Source organism: Flavobacterium sp. SM2513, from assembly GCF_050908145.1.
Taxonomy (GTDB): Bacteria; Bacteroidota; Bacteroidia; order Flavobacteriales; family Flavobacteriaceae; genus Flavobacterium.
On the sequence record NZ_CP194228.1, the window covers coordinates 1342090 to 1362444 of the forward strand.

The 20355-nt window shown below is 37.8% G+C and carries 8 protein-coding genes; 1 reads left to right on the top strand and 7 read right to left on the bottom strand.

Going from position 1 to position 20355, the window contains the following annotated elements:
• Positions 1 to 445: 445 nt before the first annotated feature.
• The gene (locus tag ACQ5J2_RS05310) at positions 446 to 1204 is read right to left on the bottom strand and encodes a DUF3667 domain-containing protein (protein ID WP_432672694.1); all 759 of its coding nucleotides are present in this window, start codon (positions 1202 to 1204) and stop codon (positions 446 to 448) included.
• Between the two features lie 804 nt (positions 1205 to 2008).
• Between ACQ5J2_RS05310 and ACQ5J2_RS05315 the strand changes: the two genes are divergently transcribed.
• Positions 2009 to 3106 carry a slipin family protein gene (locus ACQ5J2_RS05315; RefSeq protein WP_432672695.1) on the top strand — a complete coding sequence of 366 codons (1098 nt, stop codon included), beginning with the start codon at positions 2009 to 2011 and terminating at the stop codon, positions 3104 to 3106.
• A 134-nt stretch (positions 3107 to 3240) separates the two neighbouring features.
• Here the strand turns inward: ACQ5J2_RS05315 and ACQ5J2_RS05320 are convergent, their stop codons facing one another.
• The 6 genes from ACQ5J2_RS05320 to ACQ5J2_RS05345 all read right to left on the bottom strand — a co-directional run bounded on the left by ACQ5J2_RS05320 (position 3241) and on the right by ACQ5J2_RS05345 (position 20301).
• Positions 3241 to 4572, bottom strand: a complete 1332-nt coding sequence (locus ACQ5J2_RS05320) for an SWIM zinc finger family protein (RefSeq protein ID WP_432672696.1) — start codon at positions 4570 to 4572, stop codon at positions 3241 to 3243.
• A gap of 1 nt (position 4573) precedes the next feature.
• Positions 4574 to 7687, bottom strand: a complete 3114-nt coding sequence (locus ACQ5J2_RS05325; RefSeq protein ID WP_432672697.1) for a DUF6493 family protein — start codon at positions 7685 to 7687, stop codon at positions 4574 to 4576.
• 50 nt (positions 7688 to 7737) lie between these two features.
• Positions 7738 to 11733, bottom strand: a complete 3996-nt coding sequence (locus ACQ5J2_RS05330) for an AAA domain-containing protein (RefSeq protein WP_432672698.1) — start codon at positions 11731 to 11733, stop codon at positions 7738 to 7740.
• Positions 11734 to 12180: 447 nt separating this feature from the next.
• Entirely contained in the window at positions 12181 to 13818 is a 1638-nt protein-coding gene (locus tag ACQ5J2_RS05335; protein WP_432672699.1) for a choice-of-anchor J domain-containing protein, read from the bottom strand.
• A gap of 15 nt (positions 13819 to 13833) precedes the next feature.
• Entirely contained in the window at positions 13834 to 16380 is a 2547-nt protein-coding gene (locus ACQ5J2_RS05340) for a TonB-dependent receptor (RefSeq protein ID WP_432672700.1), read from the bottom strand.
• Between the two features lie 231 nt (positions 16381 to 16611).
• Positions 16612 to 20301 (bottom strand): choice-of-anchor J domain-containing protein, encoded by a 3690-nt coding sequence (locus ACQ5J2_RS05345; RefSeq protein ID WP_432672701.1) that lies wholly within the window; start codon positions 20299 to 20301, stop codon positions 16612 to 16614.
• Between the last annotated feature and the right edge of the window lie 54 nt (positions 20302 to 20355).

A 20355-nucleotide genomic window follows, 5' to 3' on the forward strand; every position in this document is an offset into this window, starting at 1 on the left:
AATGAAACTATTTTATCCACTTCTCTCCACCTCTGCGATGTGTGTTTCCGCTCTTCAATAGTCTCTGACCTCGAAGCACATTACATAATAAGTATAGAAAATGGAATAATAATTTGAATAGTTATTTCTGGACGAGTCAGCCTAAACAAGGGTGTTTAGCAAAGGAATAGCAAAGGCATAGCAGAGGCATAGCAAAGGCATGGATAGTGTATGAAGAGTGCATGAAAACAATATCCGCTCCACGAAGTTTACTGTTTTTCCGCTTTTGCTCTTCGACGGTCTCTGACCTCGAAGCACACTAAAGGTCAATCGAAAAAAACTGCTGCGGTACAAATTCTTGTAATTTAGTATACTCACGTTATTCAAAAAGGAAGTGACCTCTAGGCGGACTGTTGCAATTCGAACTAGGACATTAAGGTCGAAAAAGGGATTAAAGTAATTATTTTTAACGGTAATTATTTAAGTAAAAGCGCACCAAATAAGCCAGTATTCTTAATTCAATAACAATTAAAGCAATATAAATCAGGGACCGAAGCATAAAACTAATTTTGGTGTAGTCCTTTCCAAAAGCACCATATAATCCATTGATTAGGTAGGGTACAAGCAAAAGAGGAACTATGTAATTACTCCAATCGGCTAATAAATACGTGTTTTCGTTAAATTCAGCAAAGAAAAGCACATTTCCTAATAACGTAATGAGGATAATACCTAAGAAGAGCATACCAAAAACAATTAAATGTTCGCTGTATAATAAGCTCTTTTTATTGAATAATAGGAAACTATTAAAAGCATAAACGGGAATTGCCAATAATAAAAAGAATTTTACATACTTTCCTAAAAAATCCAAAGAAGCATCATTTTGCTCTACAGGGAGTTTACTGTAAGTTACGTATTGGGAAGCAATGTCAACATATATATGTTCAATGAAAATCCCCAAACCAATCAACAGCATTATCAAATAAAACACATTGTAATAACGAACACGTTTTCCACTAATGTAATCCAATGCTGCTCTTCCAGGTCGAATTAACGCTTGTTTGAGTGTAAATAAAATTCCTTTATCTAAATGCCAAACGCCGTGAATAATGTCATGAAAGACAAAATGCTTCAACGTTATTCGATGGGTCGCCGTTTTTTGTCCACAAGTAGAACAATAGTTTTTTTCAACTGTTTCTTCACAATTTAGGCACTGTAGACTTTCCATGAATTTGATTTTTTACAGGTCTAAAATAGAAAAAGACTTTGATTTATTCATCGCCTTCTATTAAAAATTTGGAATAATTTGTTTTTTGTTTGCTCCATTTGAGTTTTTTTATCCTCTATTCAATTTCTCTAAAAACAAATCTTTTATAAAATTTATTTCTACTGCGTAAAATCTTTGCGTAGTAGCTTTCAAATATTTGCAATAGAAAAAATAAACAGATGCATTGCATTATAAAAATATCAAACAAGTCCTGTTGCGTGTTTCTGAATAGCACCCTTGTAGTAGTCTTTTTGCGGAAGCGAATTATGCATTACTGTGCAACTTGATTTGAAGGCTTGGATGGTTGCCAAAATACCATTCTCCTCTATGGGTTGCAGGTTCGAGTCCTGCTCCGTCTCGGCGGATAGTTCAATTGGGTAGAACAATAGGCTTTTAACGTAGGTTCGAATCCTACACCGTTTCTGGTACGGTCTGACAGCGGCGTCAAGCTCACAGCGTTAAAAACTGTGTACGAGTAGCATCACTCTTTAAAAAAATGCACCAAGGAAAGGGGGACGGGCTCCGTCAGTGGTTTTAAATTTAGGTTTGAACACTGCACTTTCGAGAAGACTTGAAAGCTGGGATTTGTTTTGGGAACTGACAATTGTTCTTTTTGACTTGACGGATGCGATTTAGAAAAAGGGCATCCGAAAATGGTTAGAAACAAGAATCGTTAAACCAAATACAACCGCAGCTTCCGTTTTTGAAAAAGGACGGAGCCGTTTCGTTTTCTTATTAAAAGTAAAAATGTAAAAAACAGAAATAATGATTAAAAAAGTACACATTAATGCCTACCAAGTAGGTTTGGTTTTCGATAACAAGAAATTGGTAAGGGTTTTAGAAGCGGGTGACTTCTGGTTGTTTGGTTCTAAAGAAGTGATGGTTTATGAGAAGAAACAATCGTTTGTAACACCCATTGAGTTGAACCTTTTGTTGCAAAACGAAAAGTTAGCCACAATGTTGGAAATCGTAGAAGTAGCCGATAATGAGTTGGCTTTGTATTTCGTCAATGGTATTTTCAAGGAAGTAATGAGTACGGGACGGTATGCGTTTTGGAAAGGTTACGTTCAGAATTCGTTTGTGAAAGTGGATTTGTCTAAAGTGTTTATCACCGAGGCCATTCCGACTGCTTTATTAGAAAATGCCAAAGTAAAAATGCATGTAAGACGTTTTCAAGTAGCTAATTTTGAGAAAGCATTGTTGTTTGTGAATGGTGTTTTTGAAAAAGAATTGACTGCTGGAACCTACTACTTTTGGAACAATTCGATTTCAGTGGAAGTAAAATCGGTGGATGTGAGGCAACAACAGTTGGAGATTTCGGGTCAGGAATTATTGACCAAAGACAAGGCGGGTTTGCGAATCAACTTTTTTGTACGGTACCAAGTAACCGATATATTTAAAGCGGTAACTGAAAACAAAGACTTTGAAAAACAGTTGTATGTGTTGATGCAATTGGCTTTAAGAGCATTTGTTGGAGGCATGACGTTGGATGAATTGTTGAACAAAAAAGACACGATTTCCCAAGATATTTTGGATAGTGTCACTCCGAAAATTGAGGCTTTAGGTTTGATGGTTTACGATGCGGGAATTAGAGACATCATTTTGCCAGGCGATATGAAAGAGATTATGAACCAGGTTTTGGTAGCCGAAAAGAAGGCACAAGCCAACAGTATTATGAGACGAGAAGAAACGGCTTCAACAAGAAGTTTGTTGAACACCGCCAAATTAATGGAGGAAAACGAGATGTTGTGGAAGTTGAAAGAGATGGAATACGTGGAGAAGATTGCCGATAAGATTGGCGAAATCACGATTTCGGGCAGCGGCAATGTCATCAGTCAGTTGAAAGAGATATTTGTTAAATAAGAAAACCACGGACTTATAGGGTTCGTGGTTTTTTTGGTTTTATTATCAGCAAACAAATTCCAATCGAAAGCTAATTTTGCTTTATTCTTACCGATACCGACAATAAATCAATGGAATAGTTGAAATACTTTCAATTACTTTTCCAGCAAAATCTTCACGCCTAAAACGTGTTTGCAAATACCTCTTTTTCCTTGGTAGTTCGTAAACCAGTTGCAGGTACAATGGTGTTTCTCGCCATCAATAATTACGCGATGGTTCACGCCCGTTCCTTTTACCGATGCTTCGATATAGTGTTCTTTTTGAGTAATAATTTGAATTTCGTCGTTTTGAATTAATTTCTGTGCATTTTTCAATCGGGGATTTAAACTCAAAATACGTTCGGTTTTAAAAGGCAGTCTTCGGTAAAAATGGCTTCTGTTTTCTAAATCAAAACCCAATAACCCCATCGAAGAAAGGCTTGAAGTAAGATGATCCATGGTGCCAAAATCAATATCATTTTCAATGGACAACATGGTGGGATCAAACGATTCGTTGGCTTTCAAAAGACTGTTTAATCCGTACACCCATTCCATCGGCACATTTTCAGTCATGTTTTCCAATACTTTTCCTTCACCTGAAAAACCACGATATGCGTCCGGTGAAAATGCCATAAGCAGTTGCATTTTTCCAAATTCACACACAATGGCGCAGGTCTCTTTATCAGACGATTCGTAAATTTGCATTTTGTCTACCAAAGCTAAAATACCTTCCAATAACCTCAACCTGTGGATGCCGCCAATCCGAACACTATCCGCCGTTTGCAAAGTCGAAAACATGAATTTGCCCACACGTTTGGTAATATAAAATGCGCCTTTCACATTTCCTTTGGGCAAATTTTGAAACAGTTGGATGGTTTGCATTTTATTAAGTTCAAACTTCTGTTCCATATCGGCCAAATACAACTGAACGCTCGTCAATCCTTTAATCCATCGGGGCGGTAAGGTTACTTTTTTCTCCACTACTTTGGCTTTGGTTGTAATGACCTGCATCTCATTTTGGCCCACAGCAAGCGTTACTTTTTCGTTTTTCTGAATGGCGTTCAACGCATTTAACATCGGTTCGTTAAAATCGACATTGGTCGTTCCGCTGGCGATAAATTCGCCGTCAATAGATTCGGGTTTCATGTCTAATCGTACGTAAACGCCATTACACGAAGAGAATCCTTCAAACCGCATTCGTTCGGACCCTGCTGTAACAATGGGGTCGCGTAAACTCGGAGGAATTGGTCCAAAACTAGAACGCACCACTTTGGCAATCGTACTCCAACATTTTGCCGTCACAAAAGGATCGGTTAAACTTCCCCAGAAAAAGCACGGAATGCTGTTCACTTCGGCAATTTCAGTTTGATGTGCCATAACCAAATTATTGATTCCTTTGGTCTTGTTGAGCGTTGAAACACCTTGGTAATTATAGAGTAAATCGTTCATGTTACAGTTGGGCTATTTGTTTGACTAATGTCTTAAGCGACGTATTATCTTTGTATTTCTCAAAAAAGGCTAAAGTAGCAGTCGTTGGTTTTTGATTGGTTTTCACACCCAAATCTGCAAAATGCTCGACCATTTTCTTGAAATTTGTAGGCAATTTATCTTCCAACTTTACCTTTTCAAAAACACCATCCAGAAGGAAAAATAAAGCAGAGTTGTGCAGCGGAGTGATATCTTTCATTGGAACAATTGCATCAATCAATCGCAGTAAAGGACCGTATTTATTGGAGATCAAATAAGCGAGTTTTTCCGAAAACAAGGTTATATCAATCGTTTTACACTCAACTAAATTGATCAAAACTTCTGAAGCCAAGAGCCGTACTTCTTTCTTTTCCTGAAAAAAACAACAGGCAAAAACCAGCAAGCTAATATCCGAAAAGCGGAACCAGGCTTGGTTGACCACATGCAGAACACCTTTCAATTCATTGTGCGAACCCGAACTGGTTTTGCAATTTTTAGCCAATACTAAACAAGCCAAAGGTTCATTGTTTTGCGGCATGAGACTGTTCCAGAAATAAACGTTGTTCTCGTTCCCGAGCACATATTCAGAATGCCACGTGTATTTTTCCTTTTTTGGATGTAGGTCTAAATTATAAATTAAATTGAGCGGAACAATCTTCTCTGGTGGCAACGGAAAAGTAAGTTCCATCCACGAAGACGAACGTTGCACTTCTTCGGTTTGGTAGTTCTTCCACTCGTTCCATTTCTCCGAAAATTTCAAATCGGGAACAAACGGAGACGTGACAAACGGAATGTCGTTTAAACTTGTTTTTTCGAAATCAGGAAAGGTAGCATTTGGATGAAAAGTACGTGCAGCCACGGCCCAAAGCGCTATTTTTTCCGCATTCTGATTGGGTCCTGCCACTTTTTGAAATAATTTTGACAGCACAGAAGTAGCGGATACTTTTATTTCATTGGTCACCCCAAGGCAAAAACACATTAAGTCTTTCGTTTCAGGGTTTAAAACGTTCAATAAAGGGAGTGCTTCTTCTACATTTTCACGTGGCATGCGGCTGATAGCAATGCTGAAGTCGACGTTGTCTATGGTTTCATTAGCGTTTTGATATTGAATTATTCGCTGCAATAAAATTGTAGGAGCTACCCAATACGGTTGATGCGTTGGTAAAGAAAGTAATGGCAAAACAGAAGATTCCTTGTTTTTTTTCAACACTTTCTGAGACAAAGGTTTGATCAGTTTTAAGGTATTTAGGGTAACGTAGTCTTTGTCATTTATCGTATAAACGATATCCTTATCACGAATTTTATTAATCACTAAATTTTTGACAAAATTTTTCAAAACACCCTCAAAATAGGTGTTTTCCAATTGTTTAAAATAAGGCTGCAACTGACTGGTATAATCTGCTGGGAATAAATGCCGTTGGGCGATAAAAACGTTCAAAATCGCTTCGGCATCGATGAGTTCATTGGAGGCAATAAACCGTCCGATGAGGTACATGATGTCGTTCCAATCTTTTGGGAGTACTACTTCCTCAGTTAAAACACGCGTATTTAATGGGTTGAAGCGATAGATTTCCAAAGCATTTTCATCGACTTCTAAACTTTCTTCACTTAAAAAAGAACTCAAACTCGCCTTCACACTACCTTGCATGTAAGCGGCATAAGTGGTCAATTTTTCTGTTAAAACGCTGTCTTTTTCGTTGCCAATTTTTAGCAGTACTTTACTCGCTCGTTCTTGTAAATTCAAATCCGCAATAATGAACACATCGGCAACTGCAGAAGTGATGCTTTTGTTAAGTTTCGGATTGGCTTTGTGGAGCTTTTCAAAAACCATCAACGCATTTTTGACGGCAAGCTTGCAGTCGCTTCGCATCATCACCGGTTCAAGCCATTCTAGATACGATTTGGCGTTGAACTTGGGATGCAGCACCATTTTCTTGATTAATTCCGAACCATAATTAACTACAGTCGGATTGGAATAATTAAAATAGGTGAAAATTGTTTCTTGATTTTGAATCAATTCATTAATCGTTGGCTCTAATTCGGTAACAAATTTTCTAAAGTAACTTTTCAAATTAGCATTCCATTCCTTCGTTTGCAGCAGTAGGGATTGGTTTATAAAATGGGTGCGTTCCAGCTTTTCGTCGGCTATTAACTGTCTAAAAACAAGTGACCACGTGTTGAAGTGTTGTGTGTTTTCTTTTTCGCCTTCGCTAAAATTAGCGTTCTGGATTCCGGTTTCGTAGTCAAATAATAACGGAATATCTCGTTGAATAGCGGTTGCATCCGTTACTAAAAAGGAAACAAAATCGCGTGGTTTGATTTTGCTATTCCAGCTGTTAGATCTAAAAAGACTAAAAGCATATAATTCGGGATTAAAAGAAATCAACTCCTGCGTTTCCAAAAACCGAAGGGATTGATAGGAGAACGTATTCCATTCTTGTTTTCTAAACCGCTCTAAAAGATAAAATTCAATCCATTTGGGTTTAGCCCATTGCAAAATTTCTAATATTAACGGCTCTTGTGCATTTTCTAATACATTTTGTATTTCGTCAAAAGCGAGTATATCCGTTTTGTCAAAAGTGGCAAGAGCACTCAACGAAATGATTTTTGTGAGTTGGTCATTTCCTCGAATTCCCCAATTCCAGTTGCGGTCTTTTATTTTTTTAAATCCAGGTTCCAAGGACAAGTCAACATAAGTCATCCAATACTTCCGACTTTTCTTAATGTGTTTGCGAATGGGGTCTAAATTTCCTTTGGTGTTTTTAATTAAAAAAGGCAGAAGTGACTTTGCATTTTTTTCTTTAAGAATCCAATCGTATTCCTCCAGAATCGCGCCAATATTGGACACTTTTCCTGTTTTTTTATCCACAGTTTCAGTAGTCACAACTTCTCCCGTTTCTGAATAGCCTTTTTTAATCTTTTCGTTCAGCAGTTTTTCTGCATTTTTAATGCAGGCTTCTTCTGAATCAAATGTTTTGGTTTGCGAAATTCCCGAAGTGCCATTTTTGCCATACGTAACGGTAAAATGAGTTCCAGTGGTTGCTATTTGCCAAAATTTATCCGAATTGCCGTCAATGTATTTAAGGTGTCTCTTCATGCTGAAAAAAAAATGTGAATACTTACAAAAAGTAAATATCTTAAAATAAATTAATTAACCATCCACTTCTCTTCCCATTTTTTTAATTCACGCTCGGAATTTTGCCACCAATCTTGACTCCAAATTCTAGCATATTCGTAACCTGCATTTTTTAGCATTTTTTCTTTATGTAAATCTTCCAAATAAGCCAAGTCTCCTGCATACACTTTTTTGCTCATGCATTCCAAAGCAACCGGGCTTTTTCCGTCTCGAAGCATGAGTATATCGAGCGTGTAGCCGCCAAAAGCAACATCCATTTGAAAGTGATAATCAGGGAAATGTTGGGTGAGTCTCTTGTAAATTTGCACTTTAAAAAGAGGTTCAGCGGTGTTTTCTGTATCTTGAATACGGTGTCCAAAACGCATTAAATCAGCTAGGATTTCAGTTCTTTTAACTTCGTCCGTTTCACTTACCGCTTTGCAATAGCTCAAGTACGCATAAAAAACAGCACGTCGGTTGTTCGCTCCTTCTTGTTCCAACGCTTCCCGATAATTGCCATAATATTCTTGCGGAACAGAAGTAATGACGATGATTTTTTCTTTCGCTCGGGTAATAATCACATTTAGCAATTTGTAGCCTTTGGTATGATTGATAGGGCCGAACGCTTGCATGAATTTCCCGCTTTTTTTCTTTCCGTACGTGGTAGAAAGAATAATGATGTCCCGTTCATCTCCTTGAATATTCTCTAAATTTTTGATGAATAAACCGGCCGTTTCAAGGGCTTTTATTTTAGCAGCAAATAAGGCATTGTCTGGGTTGTTTTGCTGCTCAATTATTTTTCGTTTGATGAAATTTCGTTGTGTGATATTAAACGTCGCAATTCCCACAGATGGAAAGGTCCCGTTGCTTCTCGGTTCAATAGAGGCTAAAATGGCCAGTACTTTGTGGGTTTCAGCTTCATTAATATGTTCGTCAAAAACACCATCAACTTCGTGAAATTCTATAGGTTTTACACCACTTAGAGCCGGAAGGGGTTTTAATCGCGAACCATAAAAAGCATGGTTGGAGAAATCAATTAGATACGGATGTTTTGAGCGGTAATGAAAGTCAAGGTAATTTTTTTCAAACTTAAATTCCATGGCAAAATCCAGTAATGATTCAATAGATAAAAGGGTGTTTTTCTGACTGATGTTCGCGTTTTCATCTTCTGCATCCTCTTCATCTTCCAGCAAGCCATCAAACACTTTGCTGAAATAATTCGACGGCGGCATTTGGTGTTCATCTCCAGCAATGATTACATTCTTGCCTTTCAATAAAGCAGGCAAATTGTCTTCGAGTTTCAACTGACTGGCTTCGTCAAAAACAACATTGTCAAAATAAAAGTTTTTACCTTGAAACAAGTTCGAACAAGCATCAGGAGTGGTTAAAATAATAGGGAAGAAAGATGTAAATAAATCGGTGTCTTTCTTAGCAATTTGACGTAAAGTCAACCGATTAAACTTGGTGCTTTTCCGCTTATTGTACAAATTTGCAACGGTAATTTCAGGATTCGCTTTTTCAAATCGTTGAGCCGAAAGCAGCTGCTGATTGTTCCAGTAACTTTCAATATAACTTTTTTGAGTCGACTCAAATCCTTTTATTTTTTTTGTCAAATTAAGATAATTCTCTTCATTTGAAGTAAGTGCTTCGTTTGATTTTTTTAGCAAAAGCAAATTATAGTAGGCATACAAAAAGGAAGAGGTCCACCTGGAATGATTTTGGAGTAAATCAATGCCTTTTTTGTGCGACGCTGAAAGTGAAAAATAGAAAGAATACCAGTTGTAACTTGGCACAAATGCTTCTTGGTATTCCCTTTTGAAATCTTCAATCAATTCTTGGATGTGCTGGTTTGTCGCTTGAAACGAAGTGTCAGGAATCTTTCTCGACGTCCAGTTGTCTTGATAAATGCGATTTTTGAGCTTTTTAGTTCCGTCTACAACGGCGTTTAAATCTGAATTTTGGTACTCCGTTTCATAAAAATGCAAGAGGTCTAACGCATCAAAATCAGCTTCCATTTTAGGCTCAAATTCGATTCGTGCTTGCGCAATACTAAGATTATAATTGATGCAATTTTGTATGTTTTGAGCAAAATCAGGTGAAAGGGTCAGCTCGTGAAAATTGGAATGCAGCGAAATGCTTTTTACTTGCAAGATAGCGGCTTGCAATTGCTTTTGCATACGCAAGACTTCTTTCTTTGGTGAAGAGAAAAAAGCCAGAAAACGGTACATAAAACCACTCGTTTTTTCAAGTTTATAAACATCGGATTGTTCGCTTAGAGTAGAAGACGTAACAATCAGTTCCTGAATTTTTTGTTCTATATTAGCCAACTGCATGGCGAATTCCTGCTTTCTTTTTTCAAAATAAAAACTACGAAATTGCAAAGTATAATGGCTTATTTGGCCAAATAAATCGCCATAGTCTTGAAAATCTTTTTTTAAATTTTGCTCGGTTTCAAACCGATTACTAGAACTGATTCTTTCAGGGTGGAAAAAAGAATGTTCTTTAAAGGCTTGGAACTTTTCATAAAGCGGCTGTCCTTTTTCAATAGTGTCCAGTAATTGATCGAGTTCGGTGGACGTATGCTCAAAAGTAAAATCCTTTAGGTCCAGATGTTCTTGTTCGGGTTGTAAATGCAAAATTTGCCCAATGATTTCCGACCAATCGTGTTCGTGAATCACATTTTCATTGAGTTTGTGGTGGACTTTATTAATGTCCGATTTATTTTTATGGATACCTTCCAACAGCTCTTGTACGACGCTTCGGGGATACACCTCTTTGTGGCTTTTGAAGGTGGCGGCGTCAATCTTGTTCCGAACATGGTCTACAACACTCCTTCGGTCGGTAACACTGTCTTTGATGGTGGTGCAAAAAGCGCCCAAACCTTTCTCCTGTAATGCATTTTGAAGTACTTCAAGAGCGGTTTGTTTTTCGCAGACCACAATGGTTTTCTGGTGATTTTCCAACGCATTGATTAGCAACGCGGTCAAAGTTTGACTTTTCCCTGTGCCTGGAGGACCTTGGATGACCAGTTTGGAATTGGTTTTTAAAGATTCTAAAATTCCCTGTTGGGAAGGATCGGTTGCTACTGCCGTAATCGATTGAAAGAGTCCGTCAGGCGTGCTTTCATTAAAGGAATAGGATGAAATTAATTCTTGATAATCATTTATAATATTTTGCTTTTGCACTTCAAAAAGAGAAAAAAGACCGCTCTTTTCGATTAAACTGTCGCCTTTATTGGGAAGTAGTTTTTCATACGACGCTTTTGTTTTTATGAACGGAACGGAAGCGTAATTGTTCAAAATAAAGTCCAGGTCTTGATTCACGTGCAATTGCTCTAGGATGTTTTTGCAAATCGACAACAATTCGGACTTGTCAATTTTGCCGTCTTCGAGCATTTCGCTGGGAATTGGATTCAAAAACACTCCAGAATCGCTTTGCAAATGATTGATTAAAACTTCGTTGAGGTAGATAGGGTCGTCTTCATTCCGACAAATATCCCAAGTATTCATGGCCGAAGTAGCATTTATCTTAAGCGTCCAAATCAACAGAGGTGCGGCAGAAATCTGATTGTCGTTACTGTCCCTCCGGATGAGTAGGGGGAACCCAAAACCCAAGGTATTCATCCCTTTTTCAGAGCGAACCACTTCATTTTGGAAAATTAGATTCTCAATACTAGTGGTTATTTTCTTGAGGGCCGCTTCTTTTTCTTGATTTTTAGCAACAAGTGCCTCTTCGTCTGATTTTGGCTTTCGATCTTCATAGTCGTTTAAGTACGCACGGTCATTAGAAGTAGTTGTGTCTTGACTTACCACTTCTTTGAATTGGGTCGAAAAGGTGAATTTGACATCTCGCATGGTCAATAAATCCAGTACAAACAGTTCGGGCAAGGTCTTCCGGATTACCGACAAGCGTGAAAGGTCAAATTTGTATCTGGAATTTCCCGGAATGGCATTTAAGTGAACCCCTCTGCGATTGCCCACTTTTAGTTTGCTTTGTAAGGATTCGAATACGTCTGTCGAAAATTTCATAGAAGTGGAATTATTTTATCCTTGTAAAAATAAGTAATTTGGCATTTGGTTGTACGTGTTTCGTACGGAACTTATCCAGCAGGGTTTTTGTTTACGGGAATGCAAATGGAACAATGCTAACGTGGCCTCCATATTCTGTTCGGTCGACTTCTGCAGTCGGTTGCTAATAAAAGCATAATTTTGTTTTGTTTCAAGTGTTTTCAATTGCAAATTACAGCCCTTGCTTTCGCGGATTATTTAGAAAATAGAAAGGTCTTTTGAAAAATATTTTTTAAGTGATTGTATCCATTTATTACCCAAATTGCCCGCTTTTTACAAATTATTTTATTTTTAGCAAAATAAGAATAGGGGCATCTCTAGTCCTTTTTATTTTAGACTTTTTGATGGTAGTAAAAAAAAAGGTCTATCAAAATTTTGATAGACCTTTCCCGTATAGATTATGCTTTGCTATTGATTAGAAATCCATTCTCCAGCTTCTTTTATTAATTTAAAATCTTCGGTTGTATTTGTTCCGTTGTAGATGGCAAATGTTACGATGTATTTTTGTCCATCTTCCGCATTTGTAGCAACCACATTATCTAACAAATAACCCATTGCTGTAATGATCATTTCATCGGTCCAATAGGCTGCGTTACCAACTCTTCTGTCCAGGTTACCGTAGTTACCCATACTTATAGCGGCGTTTTCAAATCCTGCTACAGTTGTAAAATGATCTGCCAATGTATCGTAATCTGTACCAGTTAAAGTGTGTCTGATGGTATTGTCTGGAATCCATTGTGTACCATCATGTCCAAATTGCAGTGTAGATTGTAGTGGCTCCCAAACTCCGCTAGAAAAAGTATATAATCTACCTCTTGTTTGTGTTTCAGCACCATTATACCATTTATATATTACAATCATTTCGTCTTCCTCTTGTGCAAAAGGATATTTGACATCTAAGAACGTTGGTAAATAGTTTTCCGGAAGAGCAGTACCGCTGAAATTGTTGTATTGACCTGGTTGACCAGAAGTTGTTCCCATAGCGTCATAATCTGCAGCCGTAAGATAATAAACCCCTTCTGCTTTTTTCCATACACCACCATCATATACATAGTAATCATGTAGGGTATTGGTTGGTCCTGTTATACCAACTCTTTTGATGGCCAATTGATCTACTCTCCATCTTGCAGCATCCGTATCTGTTGATTTGTATTTTAGGGCAATATTAATTGTTTGTCCTGCATAAGCATTGAAATTAAATTCTTCTGACACTATAAAATCATTGCTGTTTCCTGCTGGAGCTGTTGCAAGATTAATTTCATTCCATGAAGCTGTAGCGATATTACCTGTGTAATTTGTTGAGACTAATATCTTCAGCAGTGAAATATCGGTAGCATAATTAATCGCTTGATTGATTTGGAATTTAATATCCGTCTCTGAAGTCAAGTCGATTGAAGGAGATATCAACCAATCTTCATTGGCAACTTGCCCTCCTGAATAACCATTTCCTTCGGCATAAGTAGGTTGTGGTGTCCAACCTTGAGCTCCTAAAACATCGGTAACAGTCCAGTTGTTGAAACTTGCGTTAAATCCATAATCATATTGTGGAATATTTGCATAACCAACTTCTGGTTGATTCACGAATTGTTTGTACTCCACAAAAACTACTTGTCCATCAATAGGACTGGCTATCTTCTCTGCTAAAACGTCGTCAACAAATGTTGCAGGGTTCTGATTTGGAAAAAAAGCATTGCTTCCGGCTGTCGGATAATCATCACTTTGGAGTGCATAATTTTCGGCAGTTGTATAATTACTGACTCCTTCGGTGATATATAGATTGTATCCAATTAACACACTTGAACCATTACCCCAATACGGATACCTTTCGCTTAAAAATGCAGGTAATAATTCTTTTGCTTGATTTTCTGACTCAAAACTTCCAAGTTCAAGATCTAGAGCTGTATAATCCGTATCTGTTAAGGTATATTCTGCATTACCAACAATTGGATTTTCCTGTGCATCAATATCATTGTAGATGTCTTCCATTGGGTTGCAACCAACTAGCATACAACCTAGAATTACTGATAAATAAATAAGTTTTTTCATAATTACAATAATTTTTTAGAAATTAAGTTTTGCTCCAACACTGAACGTTCTTCCTGCTCCAAACCACACTAAAGCTGTTTCTGCATTTGATCCTGAACCGTCTAGGGCATCAGATACATATTCTGTATTAAATACGTTGTTCATTCGAGCAGTTAACATTGCATTAAAATTACCAAGTTTAAAACCGTGGTTCATCGCTATATCAAATAATCCGTAGCTTGGCATTTCCCATGCATCAGGTTTTACGGTTCCTCTGTCGCTTGGGTTAAATTCAGCGAAAATTTTGTCATAGTAGTTGTAATCTACAGCTACAGTTGTTTTTGGAGTTAATTTATAATTTAAACCAAGGGCATAAGTTGTTTGTGCTGCATCTGCAACATGCAAATCCTTGATAAATAAATTCACGGTATCAACAAGATTTTGATCTTCATCTAAAATCTGAATGTTTTCCACGTTGTTTTGCCATCTCCAATCACCAATTGATCCCATACCTGTTATTTTCAATTCGTTGGTTAAATTGTAAACAAAGTCAATTTCAATACCTTGGTGAATTGCATTTATTCCTAAAATGTTTGCAAAAGCTGTGGTTCCGTCTGGTTGTTGAAAACTAGCAGTTTCTGTTCTGTCGTTCCAAGATGTTCTGTATAAGTTTAGGTTTGCAGAGAATTTAGTGCCTCTAAATCCATATCCCAATTCAAAACTTGATATCTTTTGGTTTTCAGCCTTGTCATTAATGTCTGTATTATTAAAGTTTGGGAATACGGCATCAAAATCGGGTGCTTTTTCAAAATAACCTAAATTGGCAAATACATTATGGTTTTGGTCTATGTTATAGTTGGCCCCACCTTTGGCACTGTATCCGAAAAAGTTATAACGGTCGGTTTCTTTTAATGGGTCATTGGATGCATAAGTAAAGTAATCTACTCTTTTGTAAGAGGTATTAGATGCCGCTAAAGAAACAAATGCAGCCCAGTTGTTTCTAGCGTATTCCAATTGTCCGAAACCACCAAGCCATCCTACTAGCCCGTCGTTATAGTAGGAAATTTTATCTCCTACTCCGTAAGTTCCTAAAGGATTATTTACGTTGCTATCGTCTGCATAATACTGACCTCCTAATAAATCGGTAACTTCGGTAAAGTGAATTCCTTTGTAGTTTCTATAATCCACTCCTGTTAACAGAACAAATTCGTCTGTTAAATCAGTTTTTAAAGTAGAAAGAACCCCGTACCAATTATGGTCGTTTCGTGAAGCTCTAAGGATTGTTTCGGCACCTAGAGTTCGATTTTCAGCATTTTCGGCTACTATTTTATCAAAATTAATAGGACCATACAAACCAAATCTATAATCGCTAACGCCATTAGTTCCTAAGCCGAACTTGTTTGTTCCACTAAAGCCCCCACCGCCACCAGTACCGCTTGATGCATATACTGCTGTAGACAGACTTGTCTTGTTGGTTATATCCCAATAATGGTTGAGTGACAATTGAGGCTTGTGGTAAAAGTTATCTTCTTGATGGGTTACCTGCCCGTTTTTATAACCCCAATCTGCATTGAACTTTATACCTCTTTCGCTTGCTCTGTAAGTAGAAATAAGTTGTCTGTTTTGTCTTTGACCATGGCGTTGTTTAGCTCCAAAAGCGGTGAATGATAAATTATGTTTTTCATTAATTCTTTTTGATATATTAACAAAATAAGAAACGGCATTAAATTCTGTTCCGTCCACATAACCATCACCATCTGTTTTAGCTGCCGAAACAGTTGTAGCTATGCCATTATCCATCAGTCCAGTAGAATAGGTTAGTCCGTATTTTAAATAGCCATCATTACCTATTGTGGTGTAGATATTTCCACCGGCTTCGGCATCAGTTGTTTTAGAAATAATATTGATGGTACCACCCACAGAAGGCACTGCAACTTTTGAAGCCCCAAGACCTCTTTGCACTTGCATAGAACTTGTAACGTCGCTCAAACCTGCCCAGTTGCTCCAATAAACCTGCCCGTTTTCCATGTCGTTTACCGGTACACCATTAATCAATACCGCAACATTTTCTGAATTAAAACCACGCAAATTGATTCTACCATCACCAAAACCACCACCTGCACGTGTTGCATATACACCAGGAGTAGATTTTAAAATTTCAGGAAATTCCTGTGTTCCTAGTTTCAATTCAATTTCACTTGCTTTAATTGTAGAAACGGCTACAGGTGTTTTTCTATCCACTGCTATAGAAGCAATAATTTGAATTTCATCTAAACCAACACCGCCCGATAACAGTGCAATAGTTCCAAAATCTTGATTAGAAGTAAATGAAAGTGTTTGAGTATTGTAGCCTATATAAGATAGGATTACGGCTCCAGTTGCGGATTCTGTTGTTAAGGTGAAATTCCCCTCAGAATCCGTGGTAGTGGAGTTTGCTGTCCCTTTTTCAATAACATTTGCCCCAGGAAGTGGCGCATTCATGTCAGAGCCAATAACCTTACCTTTGATGGTACTTTGCGAAAAAGTAACTGTAGAACATAACGTTACTAGTAGCATCAAAAAAATTTGTTTGATTTTTATCATATTCATTAGTTGAAAATTAATTAATAATTTTAAGCAAATTTAGAGCGAACTAATGAAGAGCGATTTAACTAAACGTTAAGAAATTTTAACATTTAAAGTATATATTATTTTAAAGATGTTTTCAAAGTGTTATTTCAATTTGGGTGCTGTTCTGAAAGAGCGAGACACTCTTTCAAAAAAAAACCTCCGAAATTTCTTTCGAAGGTTTTGAAAAAATGCTGTTAAAGAAATTTATTCTTTAATGACTTTAATCGTTTTTGTTTGATTTTCAGAAGTGATTTTAACTATATAACTTCCTTGTGTCAAAGTTGACATATCGATTTTAGCCAAAGTAGCGTGCACCGTATTGTCAAGTACTCTTTGCCCTAACAAATTGTACACCGTCACCTGATCGATATTTTGTTTGTACGCTAAAGTCAAAATATTTCGAACGGGATTAGGGAAGTACTGGAATTGAGCGGCATCAAATGAGCCTACTGATAGGTTTTCTTCCCAAACAAAATTATCTATGTTGGCGTATTGGTTTCCACTTGGCGTAAGCAAACGGATTCCAATATGCGTATCCGTACCTGAGTAAGAGGAGAAATCAATTGTATAATTTGTAACCGTCATCTCATTTGGTGTTACAACTTCAAGTGCCGTAAATACAGCCGCATCCGTATTACCATCTAATGTTCCTACTTCTAAGCTACTGTTGCCCGAAGCTTTGAATTTCAACTGATAGCTTCCTGATGAAAGTGTAGAAACAGGTGCTGATACCAAGATGATTCTTGAAAGATTTGAAGTGGTAGTTGAACCATACATTTCTACCGAGTTGGGGGGTGTGCTTGACGCATAAGGCGATACACTAATACCCGTGCCCGCAGCCGCATTTTCTATTATTTTAGACCAACATACCGGTAGGTTCGGAAAGCTAACACTGTCAAAGTTTTCATTTAATATAGCAGCAGCAGGACAAGCAGTACTGAAATTTACAGGACCGATCCAAGCTCCATTTTGGACACCACATACTGAACGTACCCATACTTTATAAGGCGTACTGTTGTCTAAATTAGGTATCGTTACATACGTATTTGTTGCAACATCAATTGGTGTAAGTGTTGTAGGGTCAGTAACTGTAGTAGCGCCATAAGCCACTTGCCATGTAGTTTGATCATTAGCAGCTGCCCAAGCAATTGTTGCCTCAGTTGTAGTAATCGTATTTACTTCAATATCATAAACGTCTGTACAAAGAGGAAGTGCTTCCCAACGGATATCGTCTAAGTAAATCGATTTGTACGTTCCGGTAGTATTGTGACGGAAAGCAATGTAAGGGTCTGTACCTTGATAACTTGAAAAATCAACTATATATTCAGTATAAGTAGTAGTTAACTCTATTGTTTGATATTCGTAGAAAAATGCAGTAGTAGAAGTACCATCAACGGTACCAATTTGAATGCTTCCTCCATCACCATTGCTTTTTGCAAAAAATTTCAAACGGTGTGTTCCTGCCGATACGTTTTGTAAATTAGGAGAAACCAACATGATATTAGAAGGAGCTGTAGAGGATGCATTATTTAACTGAAACGCACGTAAACCAGAATTATAGTTAGATCCAACGGTATACGCATACGCATATTGATTAAGACCTGTCCCGTTTTTAATAACTGACCAACAATCTGGTATATCTGTACCTGTAGTCGCATCAAAGTTCTCATCAAGAGTAGTTAATGCCAGACAAGGTGTTTTGAATGTTACTGGACCAATCCATGCGCCATTACCTCCATCACAAACGGAACGTACCCATACTTTATAATATGTATTATCCGTTAAGCCTGTAATTGTACCAAAAGGACTATTTGTAGGTGCAGGTGCGATTGGTGTTAAAGTACTTGGATCTGTTACGGTTGTTGCACCATAAACGATGTCCCATTGGGTTTCGGTTCCCACAGGAATCCAGTTTACAGTTGCTGAAGTTACAGTAGTCTGAGGAACCGTAATTCCTGTTACATCCGTACAAGCTGGGATAGGTTCCCAAACAACATTATCGATATAGGTTGAGCTACTTTGTGTCGCTAAATTATGGCGGAATGCGATATAAGGATCTGTACCATTAGTGCCTGTAATATTTACAACATATTCCGTATACGTTGTTGTTAAAGCAATTGTTTGTACTGGAAAGAAGACTCCACTTGCAGTAGGCGTATCTAGCGTACCCACTTGAACACTTCCGGTTGTAGTACTACTTTTAGCATAAAATTTGACACGGTGCGTTTCCGTACTCGCGTTAGTTAAAGCAGGAGAAACTAACATGATATTAGCATCTGCACCTGCATTAGAATTGAAGATTTGTGCAGCACGAGGCCCTGTATAAAAATTATAATCTAAGAGCTTAACATAGGCCGTTGGAGATGGGTTTGTACCACTTTTTACTTCAGACCAACAGTTAGGCAAAAGCGCACTACCTGTAGTGTCAAAACTTTCAATTAAAGTAGAAACTGCCGTACAAGCTGTTGTGAATTTTTTGGGACCTATCCATGCTCCATCATTAGTTCCACACACAGAACGCACCCACACGTTGTAAGAAGTGTTTTCTGTCAAACCCGTTAGAACTTGTTCTGGAGTTAAGGTTGCCGCTGGAGTTATAGGAGTTAGCGTGGTTGGATCGGTTACCGTACTAGCACCGTACACGATGTCCCATTCTGTTTCAGCTCCACCTGCAGCCCAATTGATTGTTGCTGTAGTAGCTGTAAGAGCAGGAATAGTAATTTCTGTTACATCAGGACATAACGGAGAAAATTCCCATCGAAAATCATCAATATAAATACTTGTTCCAGATGTACCTGCATGTTTAATAGCGATATAGGTGTCTGTTCCCGTATACTGCGTATAATCAATTGTGTATTCTGTATAGGTATTATTGATTGTAACTGCTGCTACTTCGGTAAAAGTTCCTTCAGCTGCATTTATATCAATAGTTCCAAACTTGATGTTAGGGGTTCCACTTCCACTTTTTGCAAAAAACTTAAGACGGTGGGTTCCCGCAGATAAATTAGATACAGCAGGAGTTGCTAATATCAGGTTCGCATCTTCTGCCGTGTAGTTGTGATACATACGAATAGAACGAGAAGCACTATTAAAATTTGTATCCGCTACATACGCATAAGAATTTGGAGCACTTCCTGTACCATTTTTTATTTGTGTCCAGCACAAAGGAAGCGTTGCAAAAGCGTACGTATCAAAGTTCTCATTAATCGATGCAACTGGGTCACATTGCGTTGCAAAATTCAAAGGTCCATTCCATGGACCGAATTCGGTTCCGCAATTTGGTCTGATGTATACTTGATAAAGGCTTCCTGCTGTTAAAGCAGTTGCAGCGTAAATAGGATTGTTAGTTACCTCCGTACCAGCTGTTGTTGCTGTTGGAGCAGCTGTACCATTTAGTGCGACTAGTATTTGCCAAGCTGTTTCAGAACCAGTAGGTTCCCATGCGATACTTGCTGTAGCAGTTGTAATACCAGAAACAGCGACTGCCGTAACAGGCGGACATGTTAATTGGGCTTGTACCGTTACCGTATGGCTGCTAGAAGTACTCGCACACGCGGCATCATCTGAGTAATGCAATCTCACCTGATCTGAGGTAATGGCTTGAACTGTTAACGGAGAGGGTCCGTGAGCAATTACCACATTAGTAAAGTCGGTAACTGTAACATATTTTTCAGTAGTTCCCAATTTACAAGTAAATATATAATCGGAACCAATAATCAAATTTGAAACTTGAGAATATTCTGATGAGAATACTGCCGATGTTACAATTTGTGGTTGACCCAGATTATTGGATACTACGGTTTCACTCGGATACAAGGCAGTCCGAAAACATTGCCCATAAACTCCAATAGCTGAAGTAAAGAGCAGGAGGAATAAAAGTACATTTTTTTTCATAAAAGAATTATTTAAATTAAACAGGGCAAACCTATTTATTAAATATCACTTATT

Excerpts from the sequence above, each read along its gene's own strand:
- ACQ5J2_RS05345 (WP_432672701.1), bottom strand. The coding sequence starts at position 20,301 with ATGAAAAAAAATGTACTTTTATTCCTCCTGCTCTTTACTTCAGCTATT.
- ACQ5J2_RS05335 (WP_432672699.1), bottom strand. The coding sequence starts at position 13,818 with ATGAAAAAACTTATTTATTTATCAGTAATTCTAGGTTGTATGCTAGTT.
- ACQ5J2_RS05310 (WP_432672694.1), bottom strand. The coding sequence starts at position 1,204 with ATGGAAAGTCTACAGTGCCTAAATTGTGAAGAAACAGTTGAAAAAAAC.
- ACQ5J2_RS05315 (WP_432672695.1), top strand. The coding sequence starts at position 2,009 with ATGATTAAAAAAGTACACATTAATGCCTACCAAGTAGGTTTGGTTTTC.
- ACQ5J2_RS05325 (WP_432672697.1), bottom strand. The coding sequence starts at position 7,687 with ATGAAGAGACACCTTAAATACATTGACGGCAATTCGGATAAATTTTGG.
- ACQ5J2_RS05340 (WP_432672700.1), bottom strand. The coding sequence starts at position 16,380 with ATGATAAAAATCAAACAAATTTTTTTGATGCTACTAGTAACGTTATGT.
- ACQ5J2_RS05330 (WP_432672698.1), bottom strand. The coding sequence starts at position 11,733 with ATGAAATTTTCGACAGACGTATTCGAATCCTTACAAAGCAAACTAAAA.
- ACQ5J2_RS05320 (WP_432672696.1), bottom strand. The coding sequence starts at position 4,572 with ATGAACGATTTACTCTATAATTACCAAGGTGTTTCAACGCTCAACAAG.